The sequence below is a fragment of the Paraburkholderia tropica genome (assembly GCF_914484835.1).
In the GTDB taxonomy this organism is placed as follows: Bacteria; Pseudomonadota; Gammaproteobacteria; order Burkholderiales; family Burkholderiaceae; genus Paraburkholderia; species Paraburkholderia tropica_A.
On the sequence record NZ_CAJZAR010000043.1, the window covers coordinates 1 to 15748 of the forward strand.

A 15748-nucleotide genomic window follows, 5' to 3' on the forward strand; every position below is an offset into this window, starting at 1 on the left:
AGTAGGCAGAATGCGGCCACAACCGGACGTTCGACACAGGCTCCTTGATCGGCAACAATCTTGGCACGCCTTTCAACACACGAACATAACCCGCAACCGGGACGGCGCTTCACCGGCACAGAGAGAACCTCTGCAGACTTTCTAACAAGAAAGCCCCTCTACTGGAAATCCTACTTTCGATCTCGTTTAATCTGCAGGGATATTACCGCCGGATCACCGAATTCAAGCAGGTAATGGTGATTTCGCTTCAACGCTGCAGCGGCATCCCGATCGCCATTTCACTCTTTAAGCCAGACTGGATATCAGATGGCATCCACATGTTGCACGGTGCCCATGCCGGGCGATCGGGATACCTCCGTCAGTCATTGATTCATCGCCTTCGATAATGACGTTCGGCCTGGTATCGGGGTGCTTCGGGCAAGAGACCGCATCGCCCTTGCGGGCCACAAAGCGACCGTCGAACCTCATGGTTGACGACGCCGTGATGACCTTGCCACCGTGGTCGGTGTCGTCGTCGAGACGAATAAGATTTATCATGCCAACCTACTATTTCTCGACAAGAGTCTTCAAATAATCAACTCTCTGCTTGGTGAGCGTAACAAGACAGTCTTTAGTTATCATGTCCGAGCCGGCGCCTTGGGATTGCGACGCTTCAGATGCAATATAACCATTACATTGTTTATCCCTATAAGCAAGCCAAGCCTTTTGCGATTGCTCAAACTCATTCTTGTACTGTGTCGACGTGTATATTCTTTGATAAATTACGTTAAGGTCTACTTTTTCCTTATCATGAGTATGATTAGCACAAGGCAAGTCATCGCACACATTCCCGTTGTCGACGCATGCTTCAGCATATGAATTCAAGGGCAACAACAAAAACGCCAAATAAATGTTTTTTTTCATGGCACTCTCGACAGATTAGTGACTATATCAGACTTGTCTTCGGGAGATCGATATGTGCTGGGATTCTTGACAGTAGGAGATAGCTGTTTGCCATCGCAACCAAGCAAGGAATTTTTTCTCGATGGAGTACCAATGAAAATCCCTTCCCTATCGCTTACTATTCGGAATCTTTCTGGCTTGGGGCTATCCCTTTTCCGGTGGGGTTTAGTCTATTGCTCCTTACCCAACCAGTCACGGGAGGTTCCGTGCCCGTCCCCAGGTAAACGACCGATGTAACCCCCTTGTATTCCGTGTAAGCATCAACAAGCTGACCCTTGATGACAAATACCCCATTCATTTTGCAAGAGAAATCTGGTGCCGAATAAAACTGAAGGCGCCCATCACCAGTCACGACTCTTTGCGCATCGTCTCCTGGGATGTAAACTCCGGTTTTAGAGGCGTAATCACTCAGCATTTCGCACTCCACTGCTGCATTTGCCGCGCGAAAGCTAAAAAATAGGCCGGCAATTAATAAAATCCAAGCACACTGCTTCTTGATACAGACGATCGTCATCATACACCCTCAGTTTGAGTCATATTGAGTGAGGTTATAAGGATCAATATAGTTTCTTATGAGTTTCCCGCCATAGTCTGGTTCAGTTGCATAGTGACCGGTTAGACCGTTAGCAAAGCCATGGGCGTCGGGAAGCCTGGCACGAGCTATCGCATACGGGGAAGCAGTCGCCAAAAGCCGACCATGATAGTCAAATGCATCATCAAGACTGGCGAATTTTCGAAATGGTTGTGGGACACGCTCTCGCACGCCATGCACTACATCGGTAGTCATCGCAGTTACATAGTTGCCGCTTGCAAGGTCCTGCTGATTCGCTTTGATTCCGAAGGGGTTATTGCTGTCGCCTGGCATGTGATGACCAAACCCACTTTCGTAGGCCCATTGCGCTAAGCTTATTGATGCAGGTATGCCCCATTTTTCCTGTGCAGCTTGAGCAGCTTCAACAACTTCGTCTGGAAAGCGGCCTGTTCCAGTAAACGGCGCTCGATTCGCAATGAAATTTCCTATCAGCCCGATTGGATGCAGGTGATAGACGACCGGCGAAGCCGGAAATCCCTTCACCGCGCTGACCTTGTCCCACCACTGGAGCTTCGTGATGCGCTCCAGCTCAGCGGCTTAGGTCCCCACATCGGAGCTGGGGGACGGCTAAGCTCGCCGAAACATAGTGTGTGCGGCGGCGTCGCGGATTCGATAACCGGTCTATTTTCGGTTGCTGTGACGCCGCGTACGTCGGCTGCGATAAAATCGCCGTCTGAAGCGTGCGCACGCGGAATAGACAATTCGAATTAGGAGAGAAGCTTGGATGAATGATGAAAATCGCATGAAGCCCGGTGTCATCGCGGGAGAACTCGCGCAGCAACTGATCGAGCTCGGACTCTCCTGGAACGATGCGATTGGAGTTTTTGGGCTGGCCGCGAAGGCAATTGCACAGGCAGCGGCGGCGGCAGACGACGCGGAGCCTGAAAAATTCGTTGTGAAGGGGCGTCGGCACTTGCTTGACGCCTTCGATCGTGAAGTGCGCGTTGTCATCACGCCGCTTGATCCGGCGGGTAACGACGAGGTGCGGAGTAATTCGCTGCTGGCGACGGCGCGACGCCGGGCGCAGACGAAGCTTCACTAACCCTGCGGCTAGCCCATTCAACGATCGTCTGCAGTCGTGGCGAGGCTGCGATCCCAGATGTCGAACCAACGGGCGTGGGCCGTTAAAAGAGGGAGGGCGCGTTCGGTGCGTTCGCCTGGTACCTGGCGTGTGCACAACGAAAGGATGTGCTGGCGAAACCGTCGATTGCGTTGTCAGGGGCCGACACCTGCGCGCGGCACACTCGGTACCCGTCAGCGTAATTTCACGCTTCACCGGGTTCCTCATCCTCATCCGCATCATCGTCATTCGGACGCCCCGTTTTTGCGTGATCGATCTCGACAAGATGGACCATGCTTTCAGCGTCGACCACGACTTCTTCGCCTGCGTCGATCATGGTCTCATTCCTGGCATCACGGTCCGCAATCACCCGGATCGGGTAGTCACCGTCGTTGTAAACGCTCACTCGCATATGCACCTCTCTCTTGCATCATTGGTCTGCTGACAAGTCCGCGCGAAGCCCGCAATCTGTATTCCTGCCGACCGGTTTCATCCACGCCTGTCATGTTGTCGGAGGCCAGCCTCGGATCTTGTGCTCTTGAAATTTCGTCTTCGTGGACTATGTTAATCATCGCGGAATCAATGATCCCGAGGAGAATTGATGATGAATCCCGATCCGAAGAGGTGGAATCCATTCAAGTTTTTGCGCGTGGTGCCGCGTAAGCCTGACGCACCCTCATCAGACGACGAGAGGCCAGGCGAAAGCGATCAGCGCAACTCATTCCCCGACCTTTTCAGGCTGTTCTGGCGCGAGCAGTGGCGAGCACTCGAAGACTTTTTTCTTGATCCTCTGTCGGCTCGCGCAACGCTTGACCGATGGTTTGGGGATTTTAGCTCGGCCCATTTCCAGCCACGCATCGACGTTGTTGATGAGGGTCCAGTCCTGCGCGTCACGGTGGAACTCCCCGGTGTTGATCGGGGAGAGGTAAAAGTGAGTGTTGCGAATGGTGTGATAATCATTCGAGGAATAAAAAAGCAGGATATTCGCGACGAAGAGAACGGGTGCTACCGGCTGGAGCGTTCCCACGGACGGTTTGAGCGCACGGTCCCCATGCCAGAATACGCCGATCCCGAGCGCGCGCTTGCCAGGTTTGACAACGGCATACTCACGTTGACGGTGCCAAAGACCGAACCGCTCACGCCCTCGGACCGTCAGGTCGAGATCGAAATCGGTTAGCTCGACCGTTTCGCAGTCGATGTGGCCGGGCCGGTGGAACGGCACCTCGAATGCCTGCGCCCGACGTGGCGGCCGTGCCCTTTAGTCGTCCGCCACCGCCTTCGCCCGGGCTCAGAATGCAGAAGCGCCAGATTGACCGTGGCAGGACATAAGAATCGTTCAGCGCGGAGCATAAATAGCGCTCATTCCAGTTCAGGCGCGGGCCATGGACGATAGTTAGACCGGATGGCATGCGCGCGAGACTATGATTACCGACGCGCATCAATTCAGGCGTTCCAGCGCATATCGCACAGCGTGGGCTTTCTGGCCCGGCTGTATCTGACACCAGATTCCTGCTGGAATGCGCCCAGACGGCGGGCCGCCTCATGGCGGTGAAAGTGACTGGCGAGCCAGAACTGGCATCCATCAAAGAAGACCTTCATCGCTGGCTGCGCCGTACGCATTGAACCGCTGCGAATGTCGGCCATAGCGTTTCGCACGGCGTCCTCGGTGAACGATTCCGTGCAACGTAGTACTTCATCAACCGAGAGTTGCCGGAATTTGAGATAGTCCAGACCGAGCATGCCGACAGGTAATCTGGCGGGCGTACGGGCATGAAGATGAGGGCTGTGCGACATCGCGATGCCATGCAATTTCAGGATAACTATTCGAATGGGCGTTCCGGCCGTGGCTCCCGTTTCCGAACAGGTCAGCCCGGCTCACTCGTCAGTCATGAGATAGCGAATCACCAATGCCGGGTCGGCGATATCCAGGATAAGTCTGCGCAGGATGCGCCGGCGCATATGCTCCTCGTCGAGCGTCCAGGGCGCGCCCTTTTCGCTGAGATAGCGAGCGAGGGTATCCTCGTTGTCGGCGCCTGCCGGCAGCTCAAGCCGAGCGGCCAGCAGTCCCACCACGACGTCATCGATCTCGATGGCGAGCGGTCTTGAGTCAATGAAGAGCTGGAGTTTCATGACGGTCTCAGGCAAAAAGCGGCGCCGCATGACGGAGGCAACGTGCGGCGCCGAACGGATTGCACCGGCCGCGACTGTCGGCCGGTGCATGCAGGAAACGTCGCCCGATCAGTATTCAAACTCCGGTGCGGAGGTCTGCGCCGGCTTCTCGTCCTTCGGTGCCTCGGCGACCGTCGCGTCCGTCGTCAGGATCAGCCCGGCAATGGAGGCCGCGTTCTGCAGGGCCGTGCGCGTGACCTTGGTCGGGTCGACCACACCCGCCTCAACGAGGTCAGCGTACTCGCCGGTTCCTGCGTTGTAGCCGAAGTTGCCCCTGCCTTCGAGGACCTTCGCAATGACGACCGATGGCTCGTCGCCTGCGTTGGCAGCGATCACGCGCAGCGGTGCTTCGAGCGCACGCAGCACGATCTGGATGCCCGCATCCTGGTCACCGTTGGCGCCTTTCAGTTCTGTCACGGCCGAACGCGCGCGCAGAAGCGCAACGCCCCCACCGGGCACGATGCCTTCCTCGACCGCCGCGCGTGTCGCATGCAACGCGTCGTCGACCCGATCTTTCTTTTCCTTCATCTCGACCTCGGTGGCCGCACCGACCTTGATGACGGCCACACCACCGGCGAGCTTCGCGACGCGCGACTGGAGCTTCTCGCGATCGTAGTCACTCGTCGTTTCCTCGATCTGCGCACGGATCGACTTCACGCGCGCCTCGATGCGCTGCTCGTCGCCCGCGCCGTCGATGATGATCGTGTCGTCCTTTCGCACCTCGATGCGCTTCGCGCGCCCGAGATCCTCCAGCGTTGTCTTCTGCAGTTGCTTGCCAGTTTCCTCGGATATGACGGTCGCGCCCGTGAGGATGGCAATGTCCTCGAGCATAGCCTTGCGTCGGTCGCCAAAGCCTGGCGCCTTGACGGCGGCGACCTTCAGGATGCCGCGCATTGCGTTGACCACGAGTGTGGCCAGCGCCTCACCTTCGATATCTTCCGCGACGATCAGCAGCGGCTTGCCGGCCTTGGACGTCGCCTCGAGCACGGGCAGCAGGTCACGGATGTTCGAGATTTTCTTGTCGTGCAGCAGGATCAACGCATCATCGAGATAGGCTGCCTGCTTGTCTGGATCGTTGATGAAGTACGGGCTGACATAGCCGCGGTCGAACTGCATGCCCTCGACCACGTCGAGTTCGTTTTCGAGCGACTTGCCGTCCTCGACCGTGATCACGCCTTCCTTGCCTACCTTCTCCATGGCGTCGGCGATGATCTTGCCGATTGCCTCGTCGGAATTCGCTGAGATCGAACCGACCTGCGCGATTTCCCTGTTCGTGGAAATCGGCTTCGACAGCTTGCGCAGCTCGTCGAGCACGGCGGCTACCGCCTTGTCGATGCCGCGCTTCAGATCCATCGGGTTCATGCCGGCGGCGACGTGCTTCATGCCTTCCTGCACGATGGCTTGCGCCAGCACGGTGGCCGTGGTGGTGCCGTCCCCGGCGATATCGGCGGTCTTCGAGGCGACCTGCTTGACGATCTGCGCGCCCATGTTCTCGAAGCGGTCCTTCAGCTCGATTTCCTTTGCCACCGACACGCCATCCTTCGTGATGGTTGGCGCACCGAAGCTGCGTTCGAGCAGGACATTGCGGCCTTTCGGTCCGAGTGTGACCTTGACGGCGTCGGCGAGGACGTTCACGCCCTTGACGATGCGTGTGCGTGCGCTGTCGTGGAATTTGACGTCTTTTGCAGTCATGTTATTGCTCCGGGTAAAGTCGTTGACGCAACGCGTCGCGAACGACCGTCCCGGTGTTCGCGACCGCGTCGGGATTTCAGGCGGCCTTGCGGGTGGTGCCCGCGTCGGCCTCGAGGACGCCCATGACGTCTTCCTCGCGCATGACGAGCACTTCCTCGCCATCGACCTTGACGGTCTGGCCTGCGTACTTTCCGAAGAGCACCCGGTCGCCGACTTTGAGCTGGAGCGCGCGCAGCGTGCCATCCTGCAGCAGCCGGCCGCTGCCGACCGCGACAATTTCGCCCTGTTCGGGCTTTTCTGCCGCCGAATCGGGAATCACGATGCCCGAGGCCGTCGTCCGCTGCGTCTCGATTCGCTTGACGATAACCCGGTCGTAGAGGGGACGAATCTGCATTCTCATCTCCTGAGCGATTTAAAGATTACCAATAAGGGAATCCGGCTGCTGTTACCGGAGCGTGGGGAACGCCTCGGAGCAGCCGAGCCAGTGTGTCTGGCGGAAAGCGAAATAGAGGCGGCGGTCGCGTCCTTCAAGGGGTGTGAAAACGTCCATTTGTAACAAATTGTTTCATCGCGGCAGCAGGATGCGGTGGACAGCTCCGAGGCGATAAACCGTGCGGCCACGTCCTTCCGGGCGGCGGGGCTCAGGCAGTACGGGGCAGGGTGGCTGGCGTCCGCCATCGGCATCAAGCGTGTCGTCGGGGGCATCGAGCGTGCGCCACAGGCCGCCCTTTACCGGCCGGAACAGCCAGCGCACATAGCCTTTGCGCGCGGCGAGTTGAATCAGCTCGCCGCGATCGGTCTCGTCATCGAGGAGCTGGGGGTCATGCGCGCTGTCCACCCCGTAGTCGCCAAATGCCAGACGACAGGCGAGCGCCTCCGCAGCGCCGGCACCGATTACGTTGCACCCGCGCCGTTCCGTGCGCTCGACATCCCATGCACCGGATTGCCAGGCTGCATCCAGCAACAAAGCGTCCACACTCTCAAAACTGTGCCATGGCGCATGGAGCGGAATGGCTGACACTGTAACCGGCCGGGGCGGGATCTTTACGCCGGGCAGTACCAACGGTGTCGCGCGCCGGAATCCGTGCCAGTGGAGTATTGCGATGAGCGGTGTATTCACCTGCGCCGCCGCGGCAACAGTGACAGCAAACAGTGGCAGGCGCACGCTGTCGATCTGCGCCTGAAGTCTGTCGAAAAGGTCCATGAAGCCTCCCGGTTGTGTTGTTGCAGGGCATCTTGAAATTTCCGTGCTATGCGCTATTTTATGCATCGCTCAGGCAGTCGCGATCAAGCGCTGCGTGTTTCGATTTGTTTGCCAGCGGGCATCCCCACGGCAGACGGACTGGAGCGCGTGGACCAGTCCGTTCTTCGTGAGAGGCCCCGATTCAAGGAGCCAGTCATGAGCGATCTTTTCTTCACTACCGATCTGCTGGGCGAATTCGACCGCCTGCAACGGCAGATAGCCAGTGCCTTCGCGGGCTTTCCCGCAAGCCTGCGCGCTACGCGCAGCGAAACCTTTCCTCCCGTCAACGTTGGCAGTACCGACGACAGCGTAGAGATCGTCGCGTTTGCGCCCGGACTCGATCCGGCGTCGATCGATGTCTCGATAGACAAGGGGCTGCTTACGATCAGCGGCGAACGCAGGCCTCCCGAGACGGGAGGTGGCGATGAAACTCGCGTGTACGCTCGTGAACGCTTCATGGGATCGTTCCGGCGCGTGATCGAACTGCCGCCGCACGCCGATCCCGACAAGGTCAGTGCGCGCTACGTGAACGGTTGCCTGACGGTAAGCGTCGGACGGTCCGAAGCGTCGAAGCCGCGAGCCATCGCCGTCCAGTGACGCGATAGAAAGAAGCACGAGAAAGCACGGAGGACATCATGAACGACAGCACTGAACTCACTACCCGGGAGCCTCACACCGACCTTGCTTCGCGCGAAGGTGCACGACATGCGAAGCAGCTTACCAGGATGGCACCTGCAGTTGATATCTTCGAGGATAGCCACGGCATCACGCTCTACGCAGACCTGCCGGGCGTCTCACGCGAAAAGCTCGACGTGCGCGTGCAGGACGGCAGCCTGAGCATCGAAGCGGAAGCGGTGATTTCAACCCCGGCGGGACTGCGCCTGCAACATGGGGAAGTGCGCCACCCGCACTTCTGGCGCGCGTTCACACTCAGCCCCGATTTCGACGTGTCGCGCATCGACGCACAACTGAACGATGGTGTGCTCAAGCTCACCATTGCCCGTCGTGACGCGGCAAAACCGCGCCGCATTGAAGTGAGGGTCGGCTAGACGAACGCGCAGAGGCAGGTCCGGTCATGCGGCGTGGTCTGCTCGGCCCGCGCCGCGTGACCCGCCACGCAGAGGTATCTATGCACAACGAACGCTGCCATAGCTGGAAGGACTTCATGATCGAGACGTGCGTCTTCCCGGTTTCGCACTGGGCTGCCTCCACGGCGCTGGGCAAGTGTGGACGAGGCGCCCCGGCAGACAGTCGAGGATTCGATACGCACCATCAGTGCAGGCTGCCTAGGCAACCGGGGTTCGTCCGCACAGTTCGTCGGTTGAACGGACCGCCTCGCACGATTGTCCAGTCCGAGTACGGCTTGCGCTAGTTTTCATTTTGTGCAGGGGCAACTGAACGCAGACTCCTGCTTCCTGGGAGAAGCAAATGCTCAGTCCACACGAATTCGCGACCCTGATGCTGGTTCGCCATGCGCCGGACCAGATCGACATGAACCGCGCCGAACTCGACGCGCTGCTTGAGCGCCAGCTGGTGATGCTGGAGCATTGCGGCGAGGGCGCACGCCGTGCGTATCTCACCCGGAAAGGAAAAGTTTTCCTCGAGACCGTATGCCCCAGCGACGCAGCGTGCCAGCGAGGTGAGCTAACCATTAATGACGGCGGCAGTGAACCCGTTACCCCCGGGTGTCTCGAGGCCGATCGCCGGATCGACTCGGCGATGCCATAACCCAGAATGAAGCGTTGAGGTTTTCAGTCCGAGTTGGCAGCGTTTGGTCGTTAGGAAAGCCGGTGTTTATTGGGCTCCCGAAGTCCCAAAGCCGGCAGAGAGGACAGGTCCGGAATTTGCGGGCACAGGGACCACCGCCCGCCTATTCGGCGGGTGCCTTGGGAGGCAATATGGACAGCGACCTGCAGCGGCGTTTACTTGGCGCCTCCCAATACGAGCGCGCCCGTGTGCCTGTCGCATTGCTGTTCGAGCCTCCGCTACCAGAGCGGCTGGGGCGTTGTCTGACATCGCGTTGGCATGCATATGACGCTTGCGCGCATGAATCTTCCCTGGTCCGGCGCGAGCGCTGCTTGCGGAAAACTGTTGCCGCTTGCCTCGCGCGATTGAAGTCGCAAAAACGCCTCCTGGCGCATCTGGCATTAGTGGAAGCTGACACCACCCAGGCGCAAGCGACTCTTTGCCTCATGGAGGAGTGCTACCGAGTCTATAACGAAATATGGGAGATCTATCTGTCTGGAATTGACAGCGGCCGCGGCGACCGGCCGTGGGAGCGAGAGCGCGAAGCAAGCGCGCCGCCAGACCAGGAACTTCTCTCGTGCTTGCGATTTGCTGCATACCTTCGCTCCATTGGGACACAAGCCGGGGCGGTGTTTCGCGCGGCGAAGGAAAAGGGCGACAGCGGCAGAGGGACGCAGGCGAGTAGCGGTTCGGCCACGAACGGCTACAAAGCTGAGCGCACCTAACCCGGCGAAACTGGCGCGAGAATTCATCGCGCGGTAGCAGGCAGGGCCGCCGGGGGCGGGATATTATTGCCAGATGATAAATTTTCGAGAGATTGCGATGTTTGACGTTGTCATTTCACAATTGAATTCGACTACCGGATCGGGCTGCGCGAATACCATCTATGCGTTGAGCGGAAATGTCTAATTTCGATGTTGAACGCGGATGGCTCTCAGTAGGGAACTGAGATCTCGATCCGGGAAAATTCCGAACCGATTTTGCGTGTTGCTGCGAGTGAGGTCCCTCGCGTCAGGAGTCTCCGATCAAGATATCCGCTTCCGGTTACCGGAGACGCAGGCCGATTTTCTGGCAACCACATCGCGAGGAGCAAACCGTGTCGATCAATTGCTTTCGTTGTGGCGATGTTGAATACGCATTCTCTGCGATTGCGAGGCCATCAGGGAAATGGACAACGGAAATCGTCAGGACAGACCACAGTTATTTTCCTCCGCGTGAGCGCAGAATCGATGGCGAGCTTTTTTTCGAGAACGAGGGCGCTGCTTTGCGGCACGCAGAATCAGCCGCCCGCACGTTAGCCTGTGTCGGTACCCTCGGGGCGTAGTGGCTCGCCCTCCGGAGGGCGACCAGGCTGCCGGCCGCGTTCGTCAGTGGATTTTATCCACAGTTTCTGTGGGTAAAGGTGTGCACAAAGATGAAGCAGAGCCATACCGAAGAGCAATGCGGATGCACCAATTGATGCGGACGTGAACAGCGAAGCGGCAGGAAAGAGGAAATGGCCGATCAACGAGCCGCCGATGCCGCCCAGTGTCCCGACGCTCGCGTATATCAGGACGGCGAGGGTGAGAGCTGGCGACGCCCGCGAAAATCCGAGAATAATCAGCCCACAGAGCGACGCAATCGCAACAGCGGCTGATCCGATTATTATCAAGGCGACTCCTTCCTGCAAGAGGTTAGTTGGCGCTGTCGCTGTGCCCCGTCCCACAACGAGACTTGCTAACAGGAATGCCGGGCTAGCATGAACGGCGCCAGCCTGGTGTCATGAAGGGAGCACCGTCGTCGTGTGGGTCGGTCAGACCGGTATTTCCTGGGCTGTGTGTCTGAAGTACGGCTTGATGTAGTCTGGATATTACGATCTCGCGCGTTTTTTTCAAGCCGATGCCAGCCGCGACTGCGGCAAGGCATACTGCGAACACAATGGCAAAAGACCGGAGATCGCTGATGACGGCAAGAATACCGTTGTGGAGAAAACGACTGTTACGCGGCTGCGGTTCTGTATTTTTTGCTGCATGCGCGGGCAGCGCGCATGCAGACCAGTTCGGTATTCAATTCGGGCCGGGTGTCGCAGATCACGATGTGAAGAAGCTCGACCTCGGCGTTGTCTGGGATCCGGGTCTGCAATGGTGGCACTTCGCGGGTTTTCATTTCACGGTCGTCGGTGAGTTTCACGCGGCCTACTGGCACCTGAGCGAAGCCGCCGCCACGCAGCCCACCATTTGGGAGTTCGGCGTGACGCCGGTCTTTCGCATCATCAAGGACTCGGGCTGGATCCGGCCGTTTTTCGACGCGGGTGTAGGGGTGCGCATGCTAACGCACGTTGAACTTACGCCTGACCGCACCTTGTCATCCGCGTTCCAGTTCGCGGATATGGTCGGCATCGGCGCGCAATTCGGGGATCGCCAGAACTATCAGGCTGGTTTGCGCTTTCAGCACATCTCGAACGCCGACATCAAGACGCCCAATCCCGGCCTGAATTTTGTCTGGGCGTATCTGCAGTACAACTTCTGAGATCCCATATCGATCTGGTAGCCGTCGTCAAAGCCGCTGCCATCGCGGAGGTACCGGCACCCTGCCATGATAGGTGCCAGCGCAACTAAATTCATGTCGCATGCATTGGCTGCAGGCAGGGCGGCGCGATCGTAGCCGGCGACGACGAAAGGCCGGGCCTTAATAACAGCGAGAACGTCTGGGAGGTTGCGCGGCCCTGGCGATTCCTCCTTGGCTAGCTGCGCCGTTGAGCGCGCAAAAAAATAGGGCGACCGCTTGAACGACGCCCTGAAAGAGAGTAACCGTTCCGCGGGGAGCGGAACTGCGCAACTGTAGTCCATTTCTTCCAAAATTTCATCGTGCGGAAATCGAGAATTTCGTACATCGAATGCATTTCTCATTCCCTTGGTGTTGCTTAGCGGCGATGCCTGTCCGCTTGAAGCAATGCAGTTGTACCGGGAGCGCGTCAAAGTGGGTATGTTCAACGTAGCTGGCTTGGCCTGCCCCACTTTGTCCATGAAGCACAAACGTCCGTTCCATGGCAGATATCGTAGCCCACATCTCTCGCGCGCGACGAAGCGACAGCCGTTCCATTCCGCGTGTTTTATTATTCACATAACGAAAAGCGGCGATATGGTTACAGAGCGACAGGCGGATTTAAGGGAATCAACGCGCGCAAGCGGTTCTCGAGGCTCTAAGGATTTCTCGCGCGCGTGCATCGCGAACAGACGAATCAGCGCTGACCGGAAGGTGTCCGCGTTATAGCATGAAAATCCCGGCGGAAAATGTTGCAGTGTCCAGACGCGACTCTGTGCGGAATTGTTCGCGCCGCGACCACCTCTATTTCCGTGCGATGAGCGTTAAAAGCGATGAGGCATCCGGTCCGGGACGGGCTGGCCCCGAAATGTTCGATGAGCGCCTCCGATGAGATTTCGCAGACGAGAGGCACGTCATCGATCCATGCGTCGAACAGAATTCCGCCTGGCGAGAATCTCACAGCCTCGCGCGAAAAACGGATTTGCATTCCGACGCTCCTCCATTCAAACAGCATTACTGTGCGTGCGCTGAAACAGCTAAGCCCCAAAGGCGCCGCTCCAGATCAGATCCAGCTGTCCTGTCTTCCTTTGCGGCTCTGCCGGGTAATCTCAGCAGGGTCGGAGATGCCCAGTAACTCGGCACGCTCCCCCGGGTTTGACCTGCCTGCGGATGGCTCGTACTCGATAACTTCGTTGTCCACAAGAGCGTGGGCGCCGGTGGAGAAATACAGTAGCTCTCCGTTCCATTTGAAATAAGCGTACGATCTGCCGCGCCCGTGTGTGACAGCGAATACATAGTCTTCACCATTCAGTTTTCCGAAGCAGGACCGGGACCACTGGATCATCGGCCGGCTGCGCGCCACGCGATATCGCCAGGCATCCACGCATTCACCCGTCTCTCGCCGGATTGAGCCTCGCCAGTCCTCAGGGCTGCCTGTTTTACTTTTCATGGCTTCTCCTTACGCGTTTACCCAAACGCTCGCGTTTGAATACGCCTGTGGCCCACGCGAGGCGCCTCGTCGCATCGCGTGCGAGCTGGGATATCTGCCTAATTTTGCAAAGAATTTAAAATCGGTTCAAGTGTCGCCGCGCGAGATGTCAAGTGCATTTCCCCGAGTCGATTGCTGGATCGCCCATGGAGAGCAGTTCTTTTCCGTTCCTGCTGCCAGCGCGACGGTGACAGCAGACGGGAGCGGCCAAAAAAAGTCAGGCTCCGGACTTTGCAGCCTCTTGAAATTGTCGTCGCATGAGCTATTTTATGGTCCGTAACGGCGAAGCTGGCAGATGCCCCACACGATGCCGCACAAGCGCGAAATCGCCGCGCCGGAGCCATACGGCGTGGGTGCGCAATGCTATCAAAGCCGCAATATAGGCCAGAGTGGGAGAATCAGGCCAAGTCCAGGGAGCCGGGCAGTTTTTATTATTGTTGCGCCTGCAACGTCCCATGAAGGCCGACAGCGAGGAATCCCGTATGACGGAGAAATCAGATATCGCCGATCCTGACGAAGACACAATTTTTGAGCGCGTTCGCCTTACGCTTTACAGCGTTGACCTACCGGTGCGCCGCCTGCGGGCCGACATTGAGGACATCAGCCGGTTCCTGATGCCCGATGCGCGTTCACCCCATGTGCGGCTTGTCGAAGCAATGCCCCCGCTCAGGCCGGCGTCCGAAGCGATCGTCCGCGCGCTGGTCCGCGTGTATGGCAATGAGCTGTTCGGCCGCGGGCTTGCCAATACAGCGCTGCGCGCGTTGGTCAAGGCCGGCCCCGTGAGTTTCGCGCAGACCGCGTTGATGCTCGGGCCAGACGCGCCGGTTCCCGCTCGGGCACGCCCCCTCGTCGAAAGATTTAACAGGATTTTTGAGCAATACCCGGAGTGCGGTTTCGCTGAGGCACGAGGTCTTCTGTCGGCGATTGGACTGCCCGCCGGCAACGGAGGTCGACCGCGAACGCCCGGTTTCTTTTCTGGACCCGTCTGACGCTGGCTGCTGGCTGAGCGTCTTCACCGTCGCATAAAGCGTCGGACCATCTTTATCTGTGACGAGGAGGAACGGTGGCGACCTATCGGGAACTAAAGGCGAAAATTGCGGAGCTCGAGGCGGCAGCGTCGGAAGTGAGGGCTGAGGAGATAGCGGATGTGCTCACGGAGCTGCGGGCCAAGGTGGCAGAATTTGGTCTGACGCAGGAGCAGATCTTCGGCGCGCAAGGAAGAGCCGCCCCGCACCCCACGCTGCCACCCAAATATCGGGACCCTGTCACCGGTTCGACGTGGTCAGGGCGTGGGCGAGCTCCAGCCTGGATCGCGACTGCTAAAAAGCGCGAAAGGTTTTTGATCCGGTAGCGGCCGCATTGTTGCGCAGCTACTGACGGACGGACCGGCCAGGCTGAGAGCGCACGGCGAAATAGGGTTGGCCGCTCCACGCGGCTGCGTGAACGCTTCGCCGGTCCCGTTTGGCCGGCCAATTCAGCTAACGACGGCCTGCAAGGCGGCGCGGAGCTGCTCGAGGGTAAATGGCTTACGCAGGGCCGTCCACGTAAATGCCAGGTCCTGATCTGGAACGGGATCTCCCGAAGCAAATATGATCCCGATTCCAGGGCGGATGACAGTTGCCCGCCTGGCCAGTTCGAACCCGGACATATGTGGCATTGCGACGTCGGTAAGGAGAATGTCGAAGCGCTCAGCCACGAGCGCATCGAGTGCGGCTGAAGCACCCGCTGCGCGTTCGGACTCGATCCCGATCAACGTAAGGAGTTCGCAGATGGCATCCAGTGACGCAATGTCGTCTTCAACGACAAGCACCCGAGCGGCGGCCACGTCACTTCTTTCGCGGGGGCGATCCCGGGCGCCCGCGCCAGCATCGTTGTGCGGTGTTTCGGTCTCGTTGTTGCCAAGCACCTGCCTCACCTTCGCGGCGAGCTGGATGCGGCTGTAGGGCTTGCTCAGAAGTTGTACGCCGGGCGGCAAATCGGAGCGCAGTGTAGACAGCGCAGTAGAGGCCACGTTTCCGGCTAGCGATCCGCCTGCGATCGGCGGTGCAACGCGGATCGAGGGCGAGTCACCGGAGCCTGACGATCGGGAGGTCCGTATCCGGCGCCGCGCGTACGAGTTGTGGGAAGAAGCGGGGGCGCCAGACGATCAGACCGACGCGTTCTGGTATCAGGCCGAGGCTGAAATCTCCGGCGCCGAAATGGACGGCGACGACAAATCAGATGAGCGGTAAGCCCGGCGTGACAGTGAAGACGGGTTCGATATTCGGCCCACACCCGGGCCCGCGAATTGCG

General features: G+C 58.7%; 23 protein-coding genes. 10 read left to right on the forward strand and 13 right to left on the reverse strand.

All coding sequences use genetic code 11. The features are described 5' to 3' along the window. Window positions 1-285: 285 nt before the first annotated feature. The 4 genes from LDO54_RS12400 to LDO54_RS12415 form a co-directional block, all read right to left on the reverse strand. Window positions 286-537, reverse strand: coding sequence for a PAAR domain-containing protein (locus LDO54_RS12400; RefSeq protein ID WP_224010657.1), 252 nt, complete (start codon window positions 535-537; stop codon window positions 286-288). A 9-nt stretch (window positions 538-546) separates the two neighbouring features. Further along, window positions 547-903, reverse strand: coding sequence for a lysozyme inhibitor LprI family protein (locus tag LDO54_RS12405; RefSeq protein ID WP_224010659.1), 357 nt, complete (start codon window positions 901-903; stop codon window positions 547-549). 157 nt (window positions 904-1060) lie between these two features. After that, a complete protein-coding gene (locus LDO54_RS12410; RefSeq protein ID WP_224010661.1) occupies window positions 1061-1459 on the reverse strand; it encodes a hypothetical protein in 399 nt (132 codons plus the stop codon). 6 nt (window positions 1460-1465) lie between these two features. Further along, window positions 1466-2017, reverse strand: a complete 552-nt coding sequence (locus LDO54_RS12415) for a glycoside hydrolase family 73 protein (protein ID WP_224010663.1) — start codon at window positions 2015-2017, stop codon at window positions 1466-1468. A 241-nt stretch (window positions 2018-2258) separates the two neighbouring features. Here LDO54_RS12415 and LDO54_RS12420 point away from each other — a divergent pair, with 241 nt between their 5' ends. Further along, window positions 2259-2576 (forward strand): hypothetical protein, encoded by a 318-nt coding sequence (locus LDO54_RS12420; RefSeq protein ID WP_224010665.1) that lies wholly within the window; start codon window positions 2259-2261, stop codon window positions 2574-2576. 223 nt (window positions 2577-2799) lie between these two features. Here the strand turns inward: LDO54_RS12420 and LDO54_RS12425 are convergent, their stop codons facing one another. After that, window positions 2800-3000: a hypothetical protein gene (locus LDO54_RS12425; RefSeq protein WP_224010667.1), complete on the reverse strand. Its 201-nt coding sequence runs from the start codon at window positions 2998-3000 to the stop codon at window positions 2800-2802. A 198-nt stretch (window positions 3001-3198) separates the two neighbouring features. Here LDO54_RS12425 and LDO54_RS12430 point away from each other — a divergent pair, with 198 nt between their 5' ends. Further along, window positions 3199-3771, forward strand: a complete 573-nt coding sequence (locus tag LDO54_RS12430; RefSeq protein WP_224011002.1) for an Hsp20/alpha crystallin family protein — start codon at window positions 3199-3201, stop codon at window positions 3769-3771. 266 nt (window positions 3772-4037) lie between these two features. Here LDO54_RS12430 and LDO54_RS12435 read toward each other — a convergent pair whose 3' ends face one another. From LDO54_RS12435 to LDO54_RS12455, 5 genes are all read right to left on the reverse strand, one after another. Beyond that, complete coding sequence (locus LDO54_RS12435; RefSeq protein WP_224010669.1) at window positions 4038-4334, reverse strand: hypothetical protein; 297 nt, start codon at window positions 4332-4334, stop codon at window positions 4038-4040. 135 nt (window positions 4335-4469) lie between these two features. Further along, entirely contained in the window at window positions 4470-4724 is a 255-nt protein-coding gene (locus LDO54_RS12440; protein ID WP_065062580.1) for a hypothetical protein, read from the reverse strand. 108 nt (window positions 4725-4832) lie between these two features. Next, complete coding sequence (gene groL, locus LDO54_RS12445; RefSeq protein ID WP_224010671.1) at window positions 4833-6455, reverse strand: chaperonin GroEL; 1623 nt, start codon at window positions 6453-6455, stop codon at window positions 4833-4835. Between the two features lie 76 nt (window positions 6456-6531). Next, the gene (locus tag LDO54_RS12450; protein WP_065061566.1) at window positions 6532-6849 is read right to left on the reverse strand and encodes a co-chaperone GroES; all 318 of its coding nucleotides are present in this window, start codon (window positions 6847-6849) and stop codon (window positions 6532-6534) included. Between the two features lie 171 nt (window positions 6850-7020). Then, window positions 7021-7659 (reverse strand): diguanylate cyclase, encoded by a 639-nt coding sequence (locus LDO54_RS12455; RefSeq protein WP_224010673.1) that lies wholly within the window; start codon window positions 7657-7659, stop codon window positions 7021-7023. Window positions 7660-7854: 195 nt separating this feature from the next. Here LDO54_RS12455 and LDO54_RS12460 point away from each other — a divergent pair, with 195 nt between their 5' ends. The 5 genes from LDO54_RS12460 (at window position 7855) to LDO54_RS12480 (ending at window position 11952) form a co-directional block, all read left to right on the forward strand. Next, entirely contained in the window at window positions 7855-8295 is a 441-nt protein-coding gene (locus LDO54_RS12460) for an Hsp20/alpha crystallin family protein (RefSeq protein ID WP_065061471.1), read from the forward strand. A 38-nt stretch (window positions 8296-8333) separates the two neighbouring features. Next, window positions 8334-8747, forward strand: a complete 414-nt coding sequence (locus LDO54_RS12465; protein ID WP_224010674.1) for an Hsp20/alpha crystallin family protein — start codon at window positions 8334-8336, stop codon at window positions 8745-8747. A gap of 379 nt (window positions 8748-9126) precedes the next feature. Next, window positions 9127-9426 (forward strand): hypothetical protein, encoded by a 300-nt coding sequence (locus LDO54_RS12470; protein WP_224010676.1) that lies wholly within the window; start codon window positions 9127-9129, stop codon window positions 9424-9426. A gap of 170 nt (window positions 9427-9596) precedes the next feature. After that, window positions 9597-10169, forward strand: coding sequence for a hypothetical protein (locus LDO54_RS12475; RefSeq protein WP_224010678.1), 573 nt, complete (start codon window positions 9597-9599; stop codon window positions 10167-10169). Between the two features lie 1192 nt (window positions 10170-11361). Beyond that, complete coding sequence (locus LDO54_RS12480; RefSeq protein WP_224010680.1) at window positions 11362-11952, forward strand: acyloxyacyl hydrolase; 591 nt, start codon at window positions 11362-11364, stop codon at window positions 11950-11952. A gap of 712 nt (window positions 11953-12664) precedes the next feature. Here LDO54_RS12480 and LDO54_RS39010 read toward each other — a convergent pair. Beyond that, complete coding sequence (locus LDO54_RS39010) at window positions 12665-12982, reverse strand: DUF1488 family protein (protein WP_356789774.1); 318 nt, start codon at window positions 12980-12982, stop codon at window positions 12665-12667. Window positions 12983-13030: 48 nt separating this feature from the next. Next, window positions 13031-13417 (reverse strand): hypothetical protein, encoded by a 387-nt coding sequence (locus LDO54_RS12490; protein ID WP_224010683.1) that lies wholly within the window; start codon window positions 13415-13417, stop codon window positions 13031-13033. A gap of 494 nt (window positions 13418-13911) precedes the next feature. Between LDO54_RS12490 and LDO54_RS12495 the strand changes: the two genes are divergently transcribed. Together LDO54_RS12495 and LDO54_RS12500 are read left to right on the forward strand one after the other, a co-directional pair. Further along, window positions 13912-14445, forward strand: coding sequence for a hypothetical protein (locus LDO54_RS12495; RefSeq protein ID WP_224010685.1), 534 nt, complete (start codon window positions 13912-13914; stop codon window positions 14443-14445). A gap of 74 nt (window positions 14446-14519) precedes the next feature. Continuing rightward, window positions 14520-14807: an H-NS histone family protein gene (locus LDO54_RS12500; RefSeq protein WP_224010687.1), complete on the forward strand. Its 288-nt coding sequence runs from the start codon at window positions 14520-14522 to the stop codon at window positions 14805-14807. Window positions 14808-14930: 123 nt separating this feature from the next. Here the strand turns inward: LDO54_RS12500 and LDO54_RS38885 are convergent, their stop codons facing one another. After that, a complete protein-coding gene (locus LDO54_RS38885) occupies window positions 14931-15467 on the reverse strand; it encodes a response regulator (protein ID WP_224010689.1) in 537 nt (178 codons plus the stop codon). On the opposite strand from LDO54_RS38885, the gene LDO54_RS38890 reads away from it, so the two are divergent. Beyond that, the gene (locus LDO54_RS38890) at window positions 15403-15687 is read left to right on the forward strand and encodes a DUF2934 domain-containing protein (protein ID WP_224010691.1); all 285 of its coding nucleotides are present in this window, start codon (window positions 15403-15405) and stop codon (window positions 15685-15687) included. The two genes, LDO54_RS38885 and LDO54_RS38890, sit on opposite strands and share 65 nt — an antisense overlap. Window positions 15688-15748: the final 61 nt, after the last annotated feature.

Coding starts and splice junctions, on each gene's coding strand:
- LDO54_RS12400 (WP_224010657.1), bottom strand. CDS start 537: ATGATAAATCTTATTCGTCTCGACGACGACACCGACCACGGTGGCAAG.
- LDO54_RS12405 (WP_224010659.1), bottom strand. CDS start 903: ATGAAAAAAAACATTTATTTGGCGTTTTTGTTGTTGCCCTTGAATTCA.
- LDO54_RS12410 (WP_224010661.1), bottom strand. CDS start 1,459: ATGATGACGATCGTCTGTATCAAGAAGCAGTGTGCTTGGATTTTATTA.
- LDO54_RS12420 (WP_224010665.1), top strand. CDS start 2,259: ATGAATGATGAAAATCGCATGAAGCCCGGTGTCATCGCGGGAGAACTC.
- LDO54_RS12430 (WP_224011002.1), top strand. CDS start 3,199: ATGAATCCCGATCCGAAGAGGTGGAATCCATTCAAGTTTTTGCGCGTG.
- LDO54_RS12435 (WP_224010669.1), bottom strand. CDS start 4,334: ATGCTCGGTCTGGACTATCTCAAATTCCGGCAACTCTCGGTTGATGAA.
- LDO54_RS12440 (WP_065062580.1), bottom strand. CDS start 4,724: ATGAAACTCCAGCTCTTCATTGACTCAAGACCGCTCGCCATCGAGATC.
- groL (WP_224010671.1), bottom strand. CDS start 6,455: ATGACTGCAAAAGACGTCAAATTCCACGACAGCGCACGCACACGCATC.
- LDO54_RS12450 (WP_065061566.1), bottom strand. CDS start 6,849: ATGCAGATTCGTCCCCTCTACGACCGGGTTATCGTCAAGCGAATCGAG.
- LDO54_RS12455 (WP_224010673.1), bottom strand. CDS start 7,659: ATGGACCTTTTCGACAGACTTCAGGCGCAGATCGACAGCGTGCGCCTG.
- LDO54_RS12460 (WP_065061471.1), top strand. CDS start 7,855: ATGAGCGATCTTTTCTTCACTACCGATCTGCTGGGCGAATTCGACCGC.
- LDO54_RS12465 (WP_224010674.1), top strand. CDS start 8,334: ATGAACGACAGCACTGAACTCACTACCCGGGAGCCTCACACCGACCTT.
- LDO54_RS12470 (WP_224010676.1), top strand. CDS start 9,127: ATGCTCAGTCCACACGAATTCGCGACCCTGATGCTGGTTCGCCATGCG.
- LDO54_RS12475 (WP_224010678.1), top strand. CDS start 9,597: ATGGACAGCGACCTGCAGCGGCGTTTACTTGGCGCCTCCCAATACGAG.
- LDO54_RS12480 (WP_224010680.1), top strand. CDS start 11,362: ATGGCAAAAGACCGGAGATCGCTGATGACGGCAAGAATACCGTTGTGG.
- LDO54_RS39010 (WP_356789774.1), bottom strand. CDS start 12,982: ATGCTGTTTGAATGGAGGAGCGTCGGAATGCAAATCCGTTTTTCGCGC.
- LDO54_RS12490 (WP_224010683.1), bottom strand. CDS start 13,417: ATGAAAAGTAAAACAGGCAGCCCTGAGGACTGGCGAGGCTCAATCCGG.
- LDO54_RS12495 (WP_224010685.1), top strand. CDS start 13,912: ATGAAGGCCGACAGCGAGGAATCCCGTATGACGGAGAAATCAGATATC.